Origin of the sequence: Corynebacterium sp. H128, from assembly GCF_037482625.1 — a bacterium.
Classification (GTDB): Bacteria; Actinomycetota; Actinomycetes; order Mycobacteriales; family Mycobacteriaceae; genus Corynebacterium.
Genome location: NZ_JBBHKW010000002.1, coordinates 196,707 through 215,153, shown reverse-complemented (window position 1 = coordinate 215,153; position 18,447 = coordinate 196,707). Strand labels below are relative to the sequence as shown.

The 18,447-nt window shown below is 56.7% G+C and carries 16 protein-coding genes; 13 read left to right on the top strand and 3 right to left on the bottom strand.

The window, feature by feature from the left end; all coding sequences use genetic code 11:
• Window positions 1-104: 104 nt before the first annotated feature.
• The 3 genes from sepX to WG915_RS02915 are packed head-to-tail and all read left to right on the top strand — an operon-like array spanning window position 105 to window position 2,338.
• Window positions 105-1,193, top strand: coding sequence for a divisome protein SepX/GlpR (sepX, locus tag WG915_RS02925; RefSeq protein ID WP_339563864.1), 1,089 nt, complete (start codon window positions 105-107; stop codon window positions 1,191-1,193).
• Between the two features lie 30 nt (window positions 1,194-1,223).
• A complete protein-coding gene (locus tag WG915_RS02920; protein WP_339563863.1) occupies window positions 1,224-1,625 on the top strand; it encodes a DoxX family protein in 402 nt (133 codons plus the stop codon).
• Window positions 1,625-2,338 (top strand): zf-HC2 domain-containing protein, encoded by a 714-nt coding sequence (locus tag WG915_RS02915; RefSeq protein ID WP_339563862.1) that lies wholly within the window; start codon window positions 1,625-1,627, stop codon window positions 2,336-2,338. Before WG915_RS02920 ends, WG915_RS02915 begins: the two co-directional genes overlap by 1 nt.
• 2 nt (window positions 2,339-2,340) lie before the next feature.
• Here the strand turns inward: WG915_RS02915 and WG915_RS02910 are convergent, their stop codons facing one another.
• On the bottom strand, window positions 2,341-3,939 hold the full coding sequence (locus WG915_RS02910) for a dolichyl-phosphate-mannose--protein mannosyltransferase (RefSeq protein WP_445227768.1): 1,599 nt from the start codon (window positions 3,937-3,939) through the stop codon (window positions 2,341-2,343).
• Between the two features lie 41 nt (window positions 3,940-3,980).
• Here WG915_RS02910 and rsmI point away from each other — a divergent pair, with 41 nt between their 5' ends.
• From rsmI to WG915_RS02875, 7 genes are all read left to right on the top strand, one after another.
• On the top strand, window positions 3,981-4,823 hold the full coding sequence (gene rsmI, locus WG915_RS02905) for a 16S rRNA (cytidine(1402)-2'-O)-methyltransferase (RefSeq protein WP_339563861.1): 843 nt from the start codon (window positions 3,981-3,983) through the stop codon (window positions 4,821-4,823).
• A gap of 181 nt (window positions 4,824-5,004) precedes the next feature.
• Window positions 5,005-6,801: a BCCT family transporter gene (locus tag WG915_RS02900; RefSeq protein ID WP_445227767.1), complete on the top strand. Its 1,797-nt coding sequence runs from the start codon at window positions 5,005-5,007 to the stop codon at window positions 6,799-6,801.
• Between the two features lie 38 nt (window positions 6,802-6,839).
• Complete coding sequence (gene metG / locus WG915_RS02895; protein ID WP_339563860.1) at window positions 6,840-8,672, top strand: methionine--tRNA ligase; 1,833 nt, start codon at window positions 6,840-6,842, stop codon at window positions 8,670-8,672.
• A gap of 66 nt (window positions 8,673-8,738) precedes the next feature.
• A complete protein-coding gene (locus tag WG915_RS02890) occupies window positions 8,739-9,578 on the top strand; it encodes a TatD family hydrolase (protein ID WP_339563859.1) in 840 nt (279 codons plus the stop codon).
• Between the two features lie 279 nt (window positions 9,579-9,857).
• A complete protein-coding gene (locus tag WG915_RS02885) occupies window positions 9,858-10,997 on the top strand; it encodes a transglycosylase family protein (RefSeq protein WP_339563858.1) in 1,140 nt (379 codons plus the stop codon).
• An 82-nt stretch (window positions 10,998-11,079) separates the two neighbouring features.
• Window positions 11,080-11,967 carry a 16S rRNA (adenine(1518)-N(6)/adenine(1519)-N(6))-dimethyltransferase RsmA gene (rsmA, locus tag WG915_RS02880; protein WP_339563857.1) on the top strand — a complete coding sequence of 296 codons (888 nt, stop codon included), beginning with the start codon at window positions 11,080-11,082 and terminating at the stop codon, window positions 11,965-11,967.
• Window positions 11,964-12,917: a 4-(cytidine 5'-diphospho)-2-C-methyl-D-erythritol kinase gene (locus WG915_RS02875; RefSeq protein ID WP_339563856.1), complete on the top strand. Its 954-nt coding sequence runs from the start codon at window positions 11,964-11,966 to the stop codon at window positions 12,915-12,917. The genes rsmA and WG915_RS02875 overlap by 4 nt, the downstream gene beginning before the upstream one ends.
• Before the next feature lie 3 nt (window positions 12,918-12,920).
• Here WG915_RS02875 and WG915_RS02870 read toward each other — a convergent pair whose 3' ends face one another.
• Window positions 12,921-14,186, bottom strand: coding sequence for a hypothetical protein (locus WG915_RS02870; RefSeq protein WP_339563855.1), 1,266 nt, complete (start codon window positions 14,184-14,186; stop codon window positions 12,921-12,923).
• A gap of 73 nt (window positions 14,187-14,259) precedes the next feature.
• Here WG915_RS02870 and WG915_RS02865 point away from each other — a divergent pair, with 73 nt between their 5' ends.
• Complete coding sequence (locus WG915_RS02865) at window positions 14,260-16,053, top strand: ABC-F family ATP-binding cassette domain-containing protein (protein WP_339563854.1); 1,794 nt, start codon at window positions 14,260-14,262, stop codon at window positions 16,051-16,053.
• A gap of 4 nt (window positions 16,054-16,057) precedes the next feature.
• On the opposite strand, the gene WG915_RS02860 is transcribed toward WG915_RS02865, so the two are convergent.
• Window positions 16,058-16,747 (bottom strand): Ltp family lipoprotein, encoded by a 690-nt coding sequence (locus WG915_RS02860; RefSeq protein ID WP_339563853.1) that lies wholly within the window; start codon window positions 16,745-16,747, stop codon window positions 16,058-16,060.
• A gap of 235 nt (window positions 16,748-16,982) precedes the next feature.
• On the opposite strand from WG915_RS02860, the gene WG915_RS02855 reads away from it, so the two are divergent.
• Both WG915_RS02855 and ppk2 read left to right on the top strand, forming a co-directional pair.
• Window positions 16,983-17,309 carry a putative quinol monooxygenase gene (locus WG915_RS02855; protein ID WP_339563852.1) on the top strand — a complete coding sequence of 109 codons (327 nt, stop codon included), beginning with the start codon at window positions 16,983-16,985 and terminating at the stop codon, window positions 17,307-17,309.
• Between the two features lie 41 nt (window positions 17,310-17,350).
• Window positions 17,351-18,232: a polyphosphate kinase 2 gene (ppk2, locus tag WG915_RS02850; RefSeq protein WP_445227773.1), complete on the top strand. Its 882-nt coding sequence runs from the start codon at window positions 17,351-17,353 to the stop codon at window positions 18,230-18,232.
• The last annotated feature ends 215 nt before the right edge of the window (window positions 18,233-18,447 follow it).

Below are 18,447 nucleotides of genomic sequence, written 5' to 3'. Positions count from 1 at the left end.
TCTTGTTTCGGCGTGGCGCTGCTGAGAAGTGCAGTTCGCTGGATAATCTCGGGAGGAAGAATACCGCGAAGCTTAAACATTAGGAAAGGCAGGGTGCTCTCCGCGTGTCCGGAACTCTTCCCATCGTTCTGATCGTGGTGGTATGGCTGTTTGTGCTGGCACCCATCGCGTTGCGGGGCCGTAAGCCCATTCGCCACACCAACGAGGCGTTTGAAGAAACACGCCTGATCCATTCGGGCGGTGATGATATCGCCCCGCGTCGACTTAAGCCCCGCGTGTCTACTTCTGATGTGCATGTCACCTCGGAAGATGAGGACTTTGAGCTTGTTGAAGTCGACGACGTTCTCGTCGAGGATCCAGACAGTGAACCTGGCCGTGGACTAGGCGATCGTTTCGGGCAGGCGTTTTCGCGTCGGGTTCGACGCAATAACTCGGATGACGCTGAGCGCATCGACTCTTTCGCTGTCGTCGATGGCTCGGTGGTAGCTGAGCTTCCGGAAGCAGAGCCCAGCGCAGCGGCAGCAGACCTGGAAATCGACGAGGACTTTGAGCTTGTCGACGACTATGACTACGAGTACGAAGACGCATACCCCTACGACGATGCCTATGTTTCCCCAGCCGACTACCTGCATGAGAGCGCGGACTACGGTGAAACTGGCGAATTTGATGAGATCGAACCTGACGTGGCGGCCGACTCCGTACCAGTGGATGAGCTCAGCGAAGAAGATCTCGAATTCGCTGCCAAGCGGCGTGGTCGTGGTGGATATGACCCGGAAGCAGATGCACTAGCAACTTCTAATCGCTTCCAGCGTCGTCAGCGTACCTTGCTTGCGCTCGTGGGTTTTGCGGTAGTTAGCGTGATCCTGGCAGCTGTATTCCGCGGATTCTTGTGGCTGCTGCCGGTTGTTGTTTTAATGCTGACCGTCGGATACCTCGTGGTCCTGCGCCAGCAGGTACAGCAGGAGCGGGCACTACGTGCCCGTCGTATCCAGCATATGCGCCGCGCTCGTTTGGGTGTACGCACAGTCGAAGGCGCCGAACTTGGTGTCCCGGCGCGGTTGCGTCGCCCCGGTGCAGTGGTTCTTGAGCTTGACGATGAGAGCCCTGATTTCATGGACTTGCCTGTCGCTACCGCTCAGTTCGACCTTGAAGAACCAGTGGAATTTACTCGGCAGCCTCGCCGGGTGAGCTAGTATCCAGGCCGGCGGGGTAATCTATTTGCCATGGATAAACCCGTTGTCAGAGACATCACCTTGTTCCTGCTGCGCGCAACCCTAGGTTTTGTGTTCATCGCACACGGTTGGGACAAATTCTTCCTCACCGGCATAGTAGAAACGACCGGTCAGTTTAGCGCCTGGGGCATTCCGCAAGCTAAGACCTCTGCATATCTAGTGGCAGGGGTGGAACTCATTGGTGGCGCGATGTTGGTGGTAGGTCTGCTGACTACCCTCGTTGCCGGCGTGCTGGCGTTATTTATGGCCGCTGCGCTGTACTTTGTGCACCTGGAGAACGGTATCTTGATCAGCCAAGGCGGCATCGAGTACGTGGCAGTTTTGGTGGTGTCACTCTTGATAGTGGTGGTCTTTGGCTCCGGTCGTGCCAGCATTGATGGGGCGTTGTCCTGATGCTCAACTGTGCTCAAGTACAGGCTGCCCTGTCCGCGCGCCTGGACGGTGAGGATTCGGGCGTGCCGGATGACATTCTGGACGCACATTTATCGGGGTGTAGAGAATGCCAGCGATATTACGACAAAGCAGCAGCTCTCAATCGAGTGCTTGCTTTTCAAGACGTGGGTGCTGATACGGATCTGGAGGCACCGGATTTGTCTGCCAGCATTTTGGAGGGCCTCGAACCTGAACGCCGTAAACAAGTGGCCCGCTTCGTCCTCAGCGACGCGCTGGTGCGGATGCTGCTAGTCCTGTTCGGCTCAGTGTACGTAGCGTGGGCCATAGCACTGCTGACTAATGTTGCCGCCCTGCCAACTTCTGGGCTACCTGCTGGCACTCTGGTGGCAACTGATGACCCGCTGCTCGCTGGACTACTCTTTGATGCCGCAGCGTTTCGTTTCGCCATGGCTTTCGGTCTTTTTTTCGCTGCATGGCGCCCGCAGGCCAGCGGCGGCCTTTTCCCTGTCTTTGGGGCATTGTTCACCTTCAGCCTAGGCTTCGGGGTGCGTGACATGGTGCTCGGATTTGCCACCGCGGGAGATCTGGGCGGTTTGGTCCTGTTGCTGGCAACTGCGGCGCTCGTGTTGGTCGCCTGGATCAAGACAATGCAAGAAGGGACCGTGCCACGGCTCTTGCGGTCCCTTTCTGCTAACCCGCTCACTGAAAGCTGAGATTACTTCCAGCTGCGCAGCCACATCATGCTCTGATAGTGCTGATCTGTAATGAGTGTGCCGTAGAAAATCGGGCTGAAGTAGAAAAACGCGATGATAACTAAGGCGAGGTAGCTGATGACAATGAGGCTTCCTGCCCGCACCGGTCCGCTAAAACCTGGAATCCGAATGGGACGCGCGAACCCTGCGATTAGACCGAGCGTGAGCGCCAGCATGATGATGATGAACGGTGCCAGCGGGATGGCGTAGAAGAAGTACATTTGTCGGTCATAGGTCAGCACCCACGGGATAAATCCAGCTGCGAAGGCGAGCAATGGGATTGCATAGCGACGATCCTTCAAAATGATGACGCACCAGAGTGCCCACAGGACTACCGGGACAGTGAGCCACCAAATGGGTGGAGTGCCGAACAGATAAATCATGCGGCGACATTGAGCCAAGCCATCACACGTTTGACCAGTTTCGGAGTAATAGAGGACCGGGCGAGCAGCAACTAGCCATGACCATGGCTTGGAATCCCAGGGATGGGAATGCCCGCTGGAGCTGGTCAGGGAGGCGTGGAATTTCAGCACGGAATCGTGGTAGTAGAACCAATTCGCAAGGGAATCGGGTAAATCGTAATACAACTTTTCAGCTGGCAAAGTGCCGGTTTCTTTAGCGTGGCGGTACACCGAAGTTTCGTTTGCAAACCAAGCGCGCCAGGACCAGGTATAGAGCAGTATCGGAAGAATCACGATGCTCGCGAAGGCCGGGAGGCAATCTCTTAAGAGCGTGCCTAAGAAGGGCCTATCCACGCGGTATAGTCGCCGAATCGAATAGTCCATAGCTACCGCAAGTGCGCCAAAAAATGCCATGTAGTACAGGCCGGACCACTTAACGGCAAGCGCTAGGCCCAGGCTGACGCCTGCGGCGAACCGCCACCAACGGAAGCCAAAACGCGGCCCGAAAACGCTCAGGTGCGTTAGCCCGGCTATATAGCCGCGATACATCCGCTCCCGCATTTGAATGTGGTCCCGGGTTAAAAAGTAGGCGGCCGCCACCACGAAAAATGTCAGAAAGATGTCAAGCATGCCGAAGCGACCGGCGACGAGGAGGACTCCGTCGCAAAGCGCGATGATGCCGGCGAACGCTGCAACCACAGTGGATCGGCTCAATCGACGGGTGATAGCAACGATGAGCAGGACCGTAGCGGTGGAAAATAGTGCCGTCATTACTCGCCACCCCATAGGGGTGTAGCCGAAAAGCATTTCGCCGAAGGCTAGCAGCTGTTTGGCCAGCGGCGGATGCACTACTAATCCGTAGGCAGGATTTGACTCGATGCCACCGATGATCGGGTTGGCTGTCGAAGTCACGATGTCCCAGGCTTGGGGAGCGTAGTGCTTCTCATCGAACACTGGGGTGCCATTATCTGTAGCTTGGCTCAGAGCCCAAAACCGGGAGATGAAAGCAAGGAGTCCAACCGTGGCATAAACCAGAAAATCCAGTGTTGTCCAGGGCTGTTTTAGGGGTTCCGCCACTGATAGCGCGCGCGGATTGTGCGACACGGGGTGCGCTGCAACAGGGGAGTGTGCGTCATCTACTAGTTGGGCCACGAACTTCATATTAAGTAAAGTCACCGCAGTTTGTGCAATGCTTGGGAATTATGGAACCACGTTCAGCCCTGCCACACGGGATTATCATCGCCGCAACCCCACTCGGAAATGCTCGTGATGCGTCACCGCGGCTCGTGCAAGCTCTGGGCGAGGCGACGCTAATCGCGGCTGAGGACACCCGGCGTACGCGCAACCTTGCTGCAGCGCTCGAAGTAGAAATAACTGGCCAAATTGTTTCCAATTTTGACCACAATGAAGTCAGTCGTATTGAGCAATTAATCGCTCATGCACGTGCTGGGACAGTCCTCGTGGTCACGGATGCAGGCATGCCGTCAGTGTCGGACCCAGGGTTTCCGTTGGTGGAGGCCGCGCATGATGCGGGCATCCCGATCACCTGTTTTCCTGGGCCGTCAGCAGTGCCCACGGCGTTAGCGCTCTCCGGTCTGCCTGTTGGCCGTTTCGCCTTTGACGGTTTTGCCCCTCGCAAGCAAGGGGCTCGGCGTTCCTGGCTGGAAAAGCTCCGCTCCGAAGAACGCGCCGTCTGCTTCTTTGAGTCGCCACACCGCATTGCCGAAACGCTGCTCGACGCCGCCGAGGTGCTTGGTGATCAGCGTCGTGCAGCGGTGTGCCGGGAGTTGACCAAAACCTACGAGGAAGTGAAACGAGGCACGCTGCCGGAACTCGCCGAGTGGGCAGCCGAAGGCGTTCGGGGGGAAATCAGCGTGGTCATTGAAGGAGCTACTGAAGTCGAAGTTGATCTAGAGCAGCTAATTGATATCGCAGTGGAACGAGTTGCTGCCGGGGAAAGAGTCAAGGCCGTCGCCGCAGATTTGAGTGCCCAGCATGGGGTCTCTAAGAAGGAGATCTATGACGCGGTCGTTTTGCGCAGATAGCTAAATAGATAAACAAGCTTGCATCGTTATCGAGTTGTTATTTATGGTAGCCAATACCACACCCCTACTGCACAGGTACGGGTCACGATTGAGTAACTAGTAGGTGAAAACCGGCTGATCTGTCTGGCGAAATCGTCGTTTCAGTTTGAGAATCTGCAGCGTAAGCGCAGAAGCTGGAGTAATGACACCACCAGAAAGACCCCAAGACCAAGACGTTAAAATCGTCGAAGCAACGGAGCCTACTGGCACCGAGTCCACTGAAGTCGCGGATGGTTCCGCGACCGCAATGCTCGCAGGAATGATCGAGCGTGGCGACGATTACGACGCGACCGTCCTCGACCGAAACATTGAGTACGCCTTTGAAGACGAATCGGCAGGAATCAACTGGCCGGTTACACTCACCGCCATTGTTTTTGCGATTCTTGCAATCGCCTGGGGCCTACTTGCGCCCAATAACCTAGCTTCCTTTGCCACTGGTGGCCTTAATTTTGTGGTTACCAACTTCGGGTGGGCGTTCATTTTGTTCGGCACCATCTTTGTAGCATTTGTTCTCGTGATCGCGGCTTCCAAATTTGGTTCCATCCGCTTGGGGCGCGATGACGAAGCCCCCGAATTTAGCACGCCATCCTGGGTAGCCATGATGTTTGCTGCCGGTATGGGTATCGGCCTAATGTTCTTCGGCGCCACTGAGCCGTTGACCTTCTACCGAACTGGCGTCCCTGGGCACGAGTCTCACGAGGTGGACATAGCCTTTGCCACTACCTTGTTCCACTGGACCTTGCACCCATGGGCGCTCTACGCCATCGTCGGCCTGGCGCTCGCGTATGCCACTTTCCGTATGGGACATAAGCAGTTGCTGAGCTCCGCGTTCATACCGCTCATCGGCAAGAAGGGCGCAGATGGCGTCTGGGGGAAGCTCATCGACATTCTGGCCATCGTTTCCACCCTTTTCGGCACGGCATGTTCCTTGGGCATTGGTGCCACTCAGATCAACGCCGGCCTGTCTGCCAGCGGATTGATCGATAATCCGAGCCAGAAGACGGTCATCGGAATTGTTTTGGTTCTGACGCTAGCATTCTTGCTCTCCGCAATGTCTGGCGTGGGGCGCGGTATTCAGCTGCTGTCCAACACGAACATGGTGTTGGCTGCCTTGCTCGCCATTTTCGTATTCGTACTTGGGCCAACCGTGTCCATCCTTAACCTCATCCCGGGAAGCGTCGGCGCTTACCTCGCTAACTTTGCCGAGATGGCGGGACGTACCGCAGAGTCCGCGGACGGCACTGCTGGGGAGTGGCTCAGCGGATGGACCATCTTCTACTGGGTGTGGTGGATGTCTTGGAGCCCGTTTGTTGGCATGTTCATCGCCCGTATTTCTCGTGGCCGTACCATTCGGGAGTTCATCCTGGGTGTGCTGCTGATCCCTTCCGCAGTGACCGTAGTGTGGTTTGCCATCTTCGGTGGCACCGCAGTGATCTTCGAGCGAGACGGTCGTTCTGTCTGGGGCGAGGGCGACTCCAAACGCATCCTGTTTGACATGCTGCATGAGTTGCCGGCAGGACAGATCACTTCTGCTCTTGCCATGGTGTTACTCGCAGTATTCTTTATCACCTCTGCGGATTCGGCTTCCACGGTCATGGGCTCGATGAGCCAGAATGGCCGTCTCGAGGCAAAGCCATGGATCACCGGCGTATGGGGTGTGCTCACGGCTGTGATTGGTTTGACCATGCTGCTCGCTGGAGGAGAAGACTCCCTGGCCAACTTGCAGAACGTCACAATCGTGGTGGCGAGCCCCTTCCTGATCATTCTGGTAATGCTGATGTTTGCCCTGGTAAAGGGGCTAAGTGAGGATCCGAACTACCTTGAGCAAAAGGAACACCAGCGCTTCCAGCGTCGCCTAGCGCGGGAGGGCCGGATTCACCGAGAAATGGAGGAGCGCGCCAAGCGCAGCCATGGGCGTCGAAAAGCACCGCGAGCCTAACTCACAACAAGCCAGCCAGTCTTAGTAAGGTAATTCCCATGACTAAGTCTGTGCTCGTAGCTGTTGCCTGGCCCTACGCCAACGGACCCCGTCACATTGGACATGTGGCGGGTTTCGGCGTTCCTTCTGACGTTTTTGCGCGATTCCAGCGAATGCGTGGTTCGAATGTTCTGATGATTTCCGGTACCGACGAGCACGGAACGCCACTGTTGGTGCAAGCGGAAAAGGAAGGCGTTCTGGTCCAAGAGCTTGCAGACCGCTACAACCGCCAGATCGTCGAGGACCTTGCTGGACTTGGATTGACCTACGATCTGTTCACCCGTACTACCACTCGTAATCACTACCAGGTGGTGCAAGAGTTGTTCCGCGGGCTGCATGACAACGGATACATGATCAAGCAGACCACGATGGGGGCTATCAGCCCCTCGACTGGGCGTACGCTCCCAGACCGCTACATCGAGGGCACCTGTCCCATTTGTGGGGCTGCAGGCGCACGAGGAGACCAGTGCGATAACTGTGGCAATCAGCTGGATCCCGCCGATCTCATTGATCCGGTGTCCAAGATTAACGGCGAATCCCCCAAGTTCATCGAAACCGAGCACTTCCTTCTTGACCTGCCCGCAATCGCCGAGGCACTCGCGGAGTGGCTCAAGGGGCGCGAGGATTGGCGCCCGAATGTTCTGAAATTCTCGCTCAACCTGCTCGAGGATATTCGCCCGCGTGCGATGACCCGTGACATTGACTGGGGCGTCCCAGTGCCACTGGATGGTTGGCAAGATGATAACGCTAAGAAGCTGTATGTCTGGTTCGATGCCGTTGTCGGCTACCTTTCTGCCTCGATCGAGTGGGCCTATCGTTCCGGCAACCCAGAGGCTTGGCGCGAGTGGTGGAACAACTCGGAGGCCCAGTCCTTCTACTTCATGGGCAAGGACAACATCACTTTCCACTCCCAGATTTGGCCAGCGGAGTTGCTCGGTTACCGCGGAGAAGGCGCTCGTGGGGGAGAATGGGGCTCATTGGGTGCGCTGGAGCTACCAACAGAGGTAGTTTCCTCGGAATACCTAACGATGTCCGGCTCCAAATTCTCTTCATCTAAGGGCGTGGTCATCTATGTCAAGGACTTCCTGAAAGAGTTCGGTCCCGATCCGCTGCGCTACTTCATCGCCGTCGCCGGCCCTGAGAACAATGACACCGATTTCACCTGGGACGAATTTGTCCGCCGCGTGAACAACGAGTTGGCCAATGGTTGGGGCAACTTGGTGAATCGAACGGTGTCCATGGCTCACAAGAACTTCGGCGCGGTGCCAGAGCCGGGTGAGCTTAAGGATGCGGATCGTCAGATTCTGCAATTGGCATCCGACGCTTTCGACATTGTCGGCGAGGCGCTGGAGCATAACAAATTTAAGGCCGGTATCACGCACGCAATGCACGTGGTGGGTGAAGCCAATGCATACATTGCAGAGATGGAGCCGTGGAAGCTAGCCAAGGACGAGTCGCAGCGTGAGCGTCTGGCCACTGTGCTGCACACTGCCTTGCAGGTGGTGTCTGACTGCAACACGCTACTTACGCCGTATCTGCCACATATTGCGCAGTCTGTTCATGAGACGCTGGGACGTACCGGTGTTTGGGCGGCTACTCCTTCGATCGAAGAAGTGCAGGATGATATGCCGGTAGCCCCAGTGGGAGTGAACCTGCCGGAAGCAGGGCGCACGTATCCGGTAATTACTGGCGACTACACCCAGCAGCAAGCTGTGTGGCAGCGAGTTGAGGTAGTGCCAGGCACTGAGCTGTCTAAGCCTAAACCGCTCATCGCTAAGCTCGAGTCCGAATTGGGTCAGACTGGGCCGGAATGGGCACCGGTCGCACAATAGTGTTGTTTTCAGTTCGGGTGTTGCGGGATGTGGAAGTAGGTTGTCTGGTCGCTAGGATGGAGTGCCGTGTCTAAGAAAAAGCCTCGACCAATTCCAGAACCCGCCGAATTCCTGCCGGGGCTGGTAGATGCCCACACCCATCTCGCCTCCTGCGGCGCGGTGTCTGAGGACGAAGTTCGGGACATAGTGGACCGTGCCGTTGCCGCAGGCGTGGACCGGATCTGTACTGTTGGAGACGGTCTCGCCGAGGCGGAGCTGGCGCTGCAAGCGGCGCAGCATCATGAGCGTGTGTATGCCGCATGCGCCATCCATCCCACCCGCGCCCTCGAGCTTGACGACGTCGCCAAGCAACGCCTCACCGAGATGGCGGCCGATCCCCGTTGCGTAGCTATCGGAGAAACCGGGTTGGACAGCTATTGGATTGGAAAGTCAGAAGAATGCGCGCCGTTGTCCGCTCAGGAGGAGGCGCTACGGTGGCATATTGACCTAGCGGTATCTTCCGGCAAAGCACTGATGATTCATAATCGCGAGGCAGATGCTGATCTGATGCGGATGCTCGCGGATTCACCGACTCCTGTGGCTATCATCTTGCACTGCTTCTCTTCTCCGCTTGACGTCGCTAAGCAAGCGCTCGATCGAGGCTATGTGTTGAGTTTCGCGGGAAACGTGACCTTCAAACGCAATACCGAGCTTCGTGAAGCTGCCCGATTGGCGCCTGCCGGACAATTCCTCATTGAGACTGATGCGCCGTATATGACGGCCGAACCGTTCAGAGGGGCTCGCAATGAGCCGGCCTTTGTCGGACACACCGCCTACTGTTTGGCTGAAGCCCGGGGAGAAGATCCGCGGGAGGTTGTCGCTGCGGTGAATGCGGCGTTTGACCGAGTATATGGCTTAGCCCTTTAGTCTGATTGTGGCCTGCGTAACAGCTCGGGGATTTTTAACGTAATTCACAGCTCTGGAAAACCCCAGCTCGGTTGTGATGTGTGTGATGAATTGTTATTTGGCGTGTTTTTCTTACACTGGCGTGATTTGGGCGCGGCCGCAAATGTGCTGGACTTCAACAACTTGTTACCGTACCGTGACAAAGCATGAAGTTGGATCCCTGCAATTGAGAAGATCGCTCGATTGTATGGGTGTCGCACTGTACTGTTCCCGAGTTTTAAGATTTGAGTTGTAGCAATCGTGGGTATGCACCAAAAGTCTCGAATTAACCGGCTGAACTCCGCACATTCAATTCCACTGCGCATGGCAACCGGTGGCATGTTGGCAACTCTGCTTGTCGGCGGTGTCTCCGCCGTCGGGATGAAGAAGGATGTCACGCTCGACATCAACGGTGAGCAGATCACCCTTGCCACCTTTTCCGGCGACGTGGCCGGGGCGCTTGACCAGGCCGGTGTGAAAGTACAGGCGCAGGATTTGGTTGCGCCAACTCCGGGCCAAGCGTTGAACAATGGGGACCGTATTACCGTCCGTTCTGCGCGCCCAGTGGCAGTGGTTATTGACGGCAAGCCACAGCAGATGATGTCCACCGCCCTCACTGTCGACGAACTGGCCAAGCAGCTAGACATTAAGGCTGCGGACAAGATTTCTTTGCCAGCCGACCAGGAAATCCCACTCGATGGGCTGACCGTCGATGTCACCACCCCAAAGATTCTGAAGCTCAACAATGGTGGCCAGGTTACATATACCCAGGTGGCGGCTGCCACAGTCGCTGACGTTCTTGCGGACAAGGGCATCGCGGTGGATGGTGACGATAAAGTCACGCCAGCTCTGGATGAGATTGTGGACCATAATGCAGAAATCAATGTTGTCCATGTCGATATGGATGAAGTCAGCGCAGTTGAGGATTTCAAAGCAGCGCCGGAGTTCATCGACGATCCAGAATTAGCCAAGGGTGAAGAGAAGGAAATAACTCCTGCCGTTCCGGGAAAGAAGGACGTTACCAAGAGCGTCGTCAAGGAAAACGGCAAGGTTGTTTCCGAGAAGGTCATCAAGGAGACCGAGGTTAAGGCACCGGTCCCAGCCAAAGTTAAGCGTGGCATTAAGGAAAAGCCGTCAGCACCTTCGGTGGCTGGTGGCTCAGTCTGGGACGCTCTCGCGCAGTGTGAGGCTGGTGGCAATTGGGCTATCAACACCGGCAATGGTTTCTCCGGCGGTCTTCAGTTCACCCCGTCTACTTGGCTAGCTTATGGGGGCGGCGAGTACGCACCACAGGCGCACCTAGCGACCCGTGAGCAGCAAATTGCAGTGGCCGAGAAGGTACAGGCGGGTCAAGGCTGGGGAGCATGGCCAGCGTGTACGTCAAAGCTCGGCATGCGTTAGATTCTGGAAGAGTGGCAGTTTCTGTTCCAGAGTCGCTGAGCGATGGGACAGATTTTCCCGCATTGGGATACTCTTTATTCTTATGGAATCCCACCCCACAGCCAGTCTTTTAGGACCAGTAGAAATCCGGCAGCTTGCCGAGAAACTGGATGTCACCCCGACGAAAAAGTTGGGGCAGAACTTCGTGCATGATCCCAATACCGTGCGCATGATCGTTGCTGCTGCGGACGTTAATGAAAGCGATCATGTGGTTGAGGTGGGGCCAGGCTTGGGCTCGCTGACACTGGCGCTGTTGGATGCCGTAGCTGATGTCACTGCGGTGGAAATTGATCCGCGGCTTGCAGCAGAGCTCCCGAACACCGTCGCGAGCCGGGCATCGGAATACCAAGAGAATTTGCGCATCATTTTGAAGGACGCGCTGCATATCAGTGCCCAGGATTTCCGGGATGCGGGTGCGCCGGAGCCGACTGCCTTGGTAGCAAACCTCCCCTACAACGTTTCTGTCCCCGTGCTCCTGCACCTGTTGGCAGAGTTTCCTTCCATCAAGCGTGTTTTGGTCATGGTGCAGGCGGAAGTCGCGGATCGATTGGCGGCACAGCCTGGTTCCAAGATCTACGGGGTACCCAGCGTGAAAGCAGCGTTTTACGGTGATGTTCGCCGTGCAGGGTCAATCGGAAAGAACGTGTTCTGGCCTGCGCCGAAGATTGAATCGGGCCTGGTGCGTATTGATCGTTTTGCGCCAGGAACTGAACCTTGGCCTCTCGACGATGCCACCCGGAAGCAGGTATTCCCAGTGATCGATGCGGCCTTTGCACAGCGACGCAAGACGCTACGCGCAGCGCTGTCCGGGTATTTCGGTGGGGGAGAGGCCTCAGAGCAGGCACTCCGGTCAGCAGGTATAGCGCCGAGCCTGCGGGGCGAAAAACTCAGCGTGACTGACTTTGTTCGGCTTGCGGGGGTTGCGCGATGACATCGGTACGCGGACGCGGGCATGCCAAGGTGAACCTGCATCTTGGTGTCGGTGATGCCCGCGAGGATGGCTTCCACGAACTCTGCACCGTATTCCAGTCGCTTTCCCTCGCGGATGAACTCACCGTGACCTCAATTGATGGTGATTCTCCACCCCAGTCGGGCAGCGTGGTGCGCGGGCTGGAAGTCATTGGTCTTGGAGCCGCGGAGGTTCCGACCACTCCAGATAACCTGGTGTGGCGGGCGGTCGACATGGTCGTCGAAAAGCACCGTGCACGTGGCGGCGCCCCAGTGCCGATGCTAGAGCTCACCCTAAACAAGGGCATTCCCACTGCGGGCGGCATGGCAGGCGGTTCCGCTGATGCGGCGACGGCACTATTGGTCATGAACAAGGTGCTGGAATCCTACGGCACGCGCCTCAGCCAAGAAGAGCTCCTCGAGATTGCGGCGCAGCTCGGATCCGACGTTCCGTTTACTCTGTTAGGTGGAACCATGCTGGGTACTGGGCGGGGCGAGCAGTTAGTTCCGATGCTCAGCCGCGGAACTTTCCACTGGGCATTGGCTTTCAATTCCGCGGGACTTTCCACCCCGAGGGTATTCGGAAAACTCGACGAAATGCGGGCTGCTCGGCCGGACTTGGCTCGGGCCGGTTCCGTGGATGCATTGAGTACGGCGCTCTTGAGTGGTGATGCGCGCGAAGTGGCACAACATTTGGCGAATGATCTCCAGGCTCCGGCACTTTCACTGCTGCCGGAGCTGCGGCGCACGCTGCGAGTAGGGGTGGATGCGGGCGCCTTGGCCGGAGTCGTATCCGGCTCGGGTCCTACCTGCGCATTTTTGTGTGAATCGCAGACACAGGCTGCCGAGGTTGCCGAGGCGCTTATCGACGCCGGAGTCGCCACTGCCACCGCTATCGCACAAGGGCCGGCGGCAGGGGCAGAACTGGCATGACGCCTAATGGCGGTGTGGTGCGCGCGCTTCCTCTAGGTTCGGAGCCTTGCCAGTTGCGATGGACATTTCCACTGGAGCAACTTCAAGCTGGATTTGCTTTTCCACTTTTCCGCTCACTAGGTCAATAACTACAAGCTTCTTGTTGGCAGCGTCGGTGACGTAGGCTTTCTCACCTGCTACCTGCAAGATTGGTCCTGGCTCCTGCCAGTTTTCCTTTTCTTCCCACGCTGAAATTGCCGGGATCTTCTTGGTTACTTCACCAGTTTCCTGATCGATGACATTCAGCTCACCGTTGTAGGTCAGTACTAGTGCTTCGCCTTTCGGGCCCCGTGCGAGCGAGCGGAACCAATAGGAAGACCCAAGCTCGACGCTACGGTAGCTGCTGTTCTCTGAGTCAATGAGAGCTACTTTGGTTGGGTGTTCCGCATCAGCATCTTTGTCCACTTTCTCATCACTGAGAACGATCGGCGATACCGGACTGCCAGCAAGGTTGCCGTTGCGTTGATATCCCGCGGCAGGAATCTTGTGGAATTGTCCGTCACGGAAAATGATGGGTCCATTTGTGCAGCCGAAGACTACGGTGTCTCTCATCGTGGTTGCTTCGCCGTGGACGCCGGGGCAGTCAGTGGTTACCGCGCTCTCTTTCCCATCTTTGATCTGAACGATGGTGTGACGTTCCTTCTCAGTGCCCTTGGTATGGAGCATGCTGCCGTCAGACAGCGGGACGGCGACGCCGTGGTGTGCCTCGCCGACCGAGGATTTCACCGCTTGTGGCTTCGCGTCCGCCAATGTCATCGGATCAAAAGTCTGCACCTCTCCTGAGCCGTCGGCAAACAAGGCCGTCTTGCCGGCATGGGTGACCACGTGGCCCGCGTGGGCTGCCGTGAAGGAAGCTGAGGTGAGCGCCGGGGTGCCAGCGTAGTAGTGGGAATGGTCGCCATGTGGCTGTTCTGAAATGGCTGCGTCATAGACCTGGAATTCGTTGCCATTCGTCACCATGATGTGTCGTCCGTCCCCTGCGCCAGCGAGCCGGTAGAACCCGGGTTGATCTACCTGGTGGAGGATTGTGCCGCTCTTTTCATCGAGGGTGATTAGCCCGCCTTGGTGGCTGATGAGGATGCGGGGCGAGGCTGACATGGTTTCGCTGAGCGGCTGCCCCAGTGCAGGTAGCTCTGCGGTAGGGCTGTCGACTTCTGGAGCCGAGCATGCGGTGAGCAAAGTCGAGAGCGCAAGCGCGCTTCCGAATGCTTTCATATTAGTGGTAGTCATGATCATTAATGTAACTGAAAAGAAGTTGCAATAGCGAATCGGGGGTGCCTATGCACTAGAATTGGCTGTCACCATGGCAAACCTGATCAATCTCGAAAATGTATCCAAGTCCTTTGGCTTGAAGACCCTGCTTGATGGGGTATCGCTGGGGGTTCAATCTGGTGAGCGCATAGGCGTCGTCGGACTCAATGGTGGTGGTAAAACCACCTTGCTCGAAGTGCTTACCGGCATCGAACCGCCAGATCAGGGGCGGGTCTCGCACAATAGTGGCCTAAGAATGGCCGTCGTTACGCAGCGCGCGGAGCTGGACCCACAGCACACGGTGGCAGAAGCGGTGCTCGCACCGCTGGGATTGCAGACCTTCGAATGGGCATCCAATGCTGCGGTGCGCGAGGTGTTGGGCGGGCTAGGGATCGTCGACCTCGGGCTGGATACGCTGGTATCCAATTTGTCTGGTGGTGAGCGGCGACGAGTGAATCTGGCCGCTGCGCTTGTGCAGGAACTGGACCTCATTATTCTGGACGAGCCGACCAACCACCTGGATGTTGAGGGTGTGCAATGGCTGGCATCCTATCTGCTGAACGCAAAGATGGCGCTCGTGGTAGTCACACACGACCGCTGGTTCCTGGACACGGTGGCAACCAAGACTTGGGAAGTACATGACGGCGTTGTTGATACCTATGAAGGTGGCTACAACGATTGGACCTTCGCCCGCGCCGAGCGCTCCCGTCAGGCGGATGCCATCGAACAACGTCGGCAGAACCTGGCCCGCAAAGAACTCGCGTGGCTGCGTCGCGGTGCCCCAGCGCGTACCTCCAAGCCTCGCTACCGTATCGAATCGGCAGAAGCTCTGATCTCAGACGTACCGGCCCCACGCGATTCGGTTGAACTCATGGCTTTTTCTAAAAAGCGACAAGGCAAGGTAGTAATCGAGCTCGAAGATGCGACTGTGAGCGCACCGGATGGTCGGATCCTTGCAGAAGATCTAACCTGGCGCCTCGCGCCGGGCGAGCGCATTGGTCTGGTCGGCGTTAACGGTTCCGGAAAAACTACCCTGCTGCGCACGCTTGCGGGGGAGCATCCGCTGAATGCCGGCCGGCGTATTGAGGGGAAGACCGTATCCTTGGGGTGGCTGCGTCAGGAACTTGATGACCTGGACCCGACACTGCGGCTTCTCGACGCCGTGGAGCAGATAGCTAGCTACGTGACCATCGGCAAGAAGGAAATTTCCGCCTCACAGCTGGCAGAGCGTCTCGGTTTTTCCGCTAAGCGTCAGCGCACCCCAGTCGGGGATCTTTCTGGTGGCGAACGACGCCGGCTGCAGCTGACTCGAGTGCTCATGGCGGAACCAAACGTGTTGCTCTTAGATGAACCGACGAATGACCTGGACATTGACACCCTGCAGGAGCTGGAATCCCTGTTGGATGGCTGGCCAGGCACCCTCGTAGTGATCTCCCACGATCGCTATCTTATCGAGCGGGTATGTGACTCCACCTGGGCGTTGTTTGGTGACGGCAAGCTCACCAACCTTCCGGGTGGTATTGAGGAGTATCTGCGTCGGCGTGCAACGGCTGCCTCTTTAGAAGGTGGCGTGATCGACTTGGGTGAGAAGTCCGAGGTGGTGCGGGAGGCTCCGAAGGTCGATTCGGCCACTCAGCGCAAAATACAGAAGGAAATGAATGCGCTGGAAAGAAAAATGGATAAGCTGCGCTCACGCGTAGCGTCACTGAATGATGACATGGCTGTGGCTGCTGCGGACATGGAAACCGAGAAGCTCACCGAGCTCAGCACAGCGCTGCAGGCGGTTAACGCTGAGCTCGAAGAGCTGGAGATGCAGTGGATGGAGCTCGGGGAGGAGTTGGAGTAACTGCCTAAGGTGCTAGGTTATCCACCGCATACTGAGCTTCTTCCGCAGTGAACTGCTCACCGTACTGGGAAGTTAGCTGGTCGTAGATTGCGCTTGGTGACATGCTCATCTGAGATAGGTAAGTCTTTGCTTTCTCCAAGGCATTCTTCTTGTAGTCTGCCTGTAGGTTCTCCACTGCGTATTGTGCGGCCTCCGGAGAGAATTGTTCTCCGTACTGGCTCGTCAGCTGATCGTAAATACCAGCCTTAGACATGTGCATCATCTTCGAATAGGATTCCGCCTTCCGGAGTGCAGAACGTTCCTCAGCGCTGGCTTTCGGGGTTTCCTGCTGGCGGGAAAGAGGCTTGGCTGGCGCAGGAACGGCGCTAGCGGGATCGTCCTTCGCTGGCTTGTCGACGACGGCCACCTCCGTGTTTTCAACGGGTGTTGTTTCCTTGCTTGGCGCTTGGGCAATTTGTGCTGGCGTATACACAGCGACTGTGCTGCTGGTGGAGGTGGGACTCGTTGTGTTTTCTGCGCCGCCCATGACCGCGTTGCAGGCAGCGGCAAGGAAGAGCACGCCGCCAACAATCGCTCCCCATCTCAGGCAGCCGCCCTTCTTCTTGGGAGCAAGTTTGTTGCCTGATGGTACGCCTTGCTGAGGATGGTACTGGTTGAATGATTCAATTGGTTGCTGTGGCTGGGAGAAAGTCATGATGCTCAGTGCTCCTTGGGTAGTCCGGGCGGCGGAATGCGGCCTCTTTTTGGAATAGCGATAACACTAAAGATGGCAACAGACATCTTTTGAGGTCATTCGAAAATAGGAGTTAGAGAGTTCTAATTCTTTGCAGTCTGAACCCGCGCTATGTTGCAGCGTATTGCGGTTCTTCGAATACTTAAGCGAGGCCATGGCTTCGACGTGTCAACGATTTGTCGCTACGCTTGAGCGCATGATCCTAATCAACGTGGAATACAAAGTGCGCCCAGAATTCGTCGATAGCTTCCGTGATGAGGTCGCAGCGTTTACCAACGCCACCCGCGCCGAGGCAGGTTGCCTCTTCTTTGAGTGGTACAAGTCCACCGATGAACCGGATGTGTTCATCCTCGTGGAAGGATTTGAAGATGATGCCGCGGAGGCCCATGTAGGCTCCGAGCACTTCAAACAAGCCTGCGTGGATATGCCGAAGCTGCTGGCGAAAACTCCGACCATTATTAACACCGCTATTCCGGGCAAACGGGAGTGGGATGAAATGGCCGAGTTTAAGGTCGAACGCTAGCCTTTCCCAGAATTTCAGATGCGGTGTGCTAGGCAAGTAGGCTGGTAGTTATGGGAAAAAAGGACGCAGTCAAACCACCGAAGCTTTCCAAAGAAGCCTACGAAGCCGAACTGAAGCGCCTGCAAGCTGAGCTTGTTGAGATGCAGCAGTGGGTTGTTGAAACTGGCGCCCGCGTGGTCATCATCATGGAGGGGCGAGATGCTGCTGGCAAAGGCTCCGCAATCAAGCGGATCACCCAATACCTCAACCCACGTACCTGTCGCATCGAGGCGCTCCCAGCACCGAACTCCCGCGAGCAGGGACAGTGGTACTTCCAGCGGTACGTAGAAAAGCTTCCTACTGCCGGCGAAATCGTCATCTTTGACCGTTCTTGGTACAACCGAGGTGGCGTGGAACGGGTGATGGGGTTCTGCACCTCCCAGGAATACCGACGCTTCCTGCACCAAGCACCCATCTTCGAGCGACTCCTCGTCGAGGATGGCATCCTGCTGCGCAAGTACTGGTTCTCAGTCTCAGACGAAGAACAAGTAAAACGCTTCAAGTCACGGCTTAATGATCCACTGCGCCGCTGGAAGCTGTCCCCCATGGATCTGCAGTCTATTACTCGTTGGGAAGATTACTCCCGGGCTAAGGATGAAATGTTCATCCATACGGATATCCCGTCCGCGCCTTGGTACACAGTGGAATCCGAAGATAAGAAGCGATCCCGCATCAACGTTATCAATCACTTGCTATCTTCAATTCCTTACGAGAAAATCGAGCGCCCACTGCCCGAGATTCCGGACCGACCTGAGTCCACCAACGATTATGTTCGTCCGCCACGCTCAGATTTCCGATACGTCCCAGACGTGGCCGCCAAGCTGGAAGCCGAGCGAATCGAAGAAGAGACGAAGGCCAAGAAGCCAAAGAAGAAAAAGAAGTAGTTGTTCGAAGCGAATGCCCGCCCTGGTGGCGGGCATCGTGCGTTTTACGGCGAATCGCGGAACCCCTTTTGCCGAGGTTTGCAGGTCGCTGTTATTGGAAATCAGCGACATCCAGGTAAGTTCGGCAAAAGGGGTTCGCGGAGGGGGAAGCGGAGCGGAGTAGGAGCGGAGCCGCGCCGGCGCCACAAACAACCCGACCCGTAATCTTCACCTCT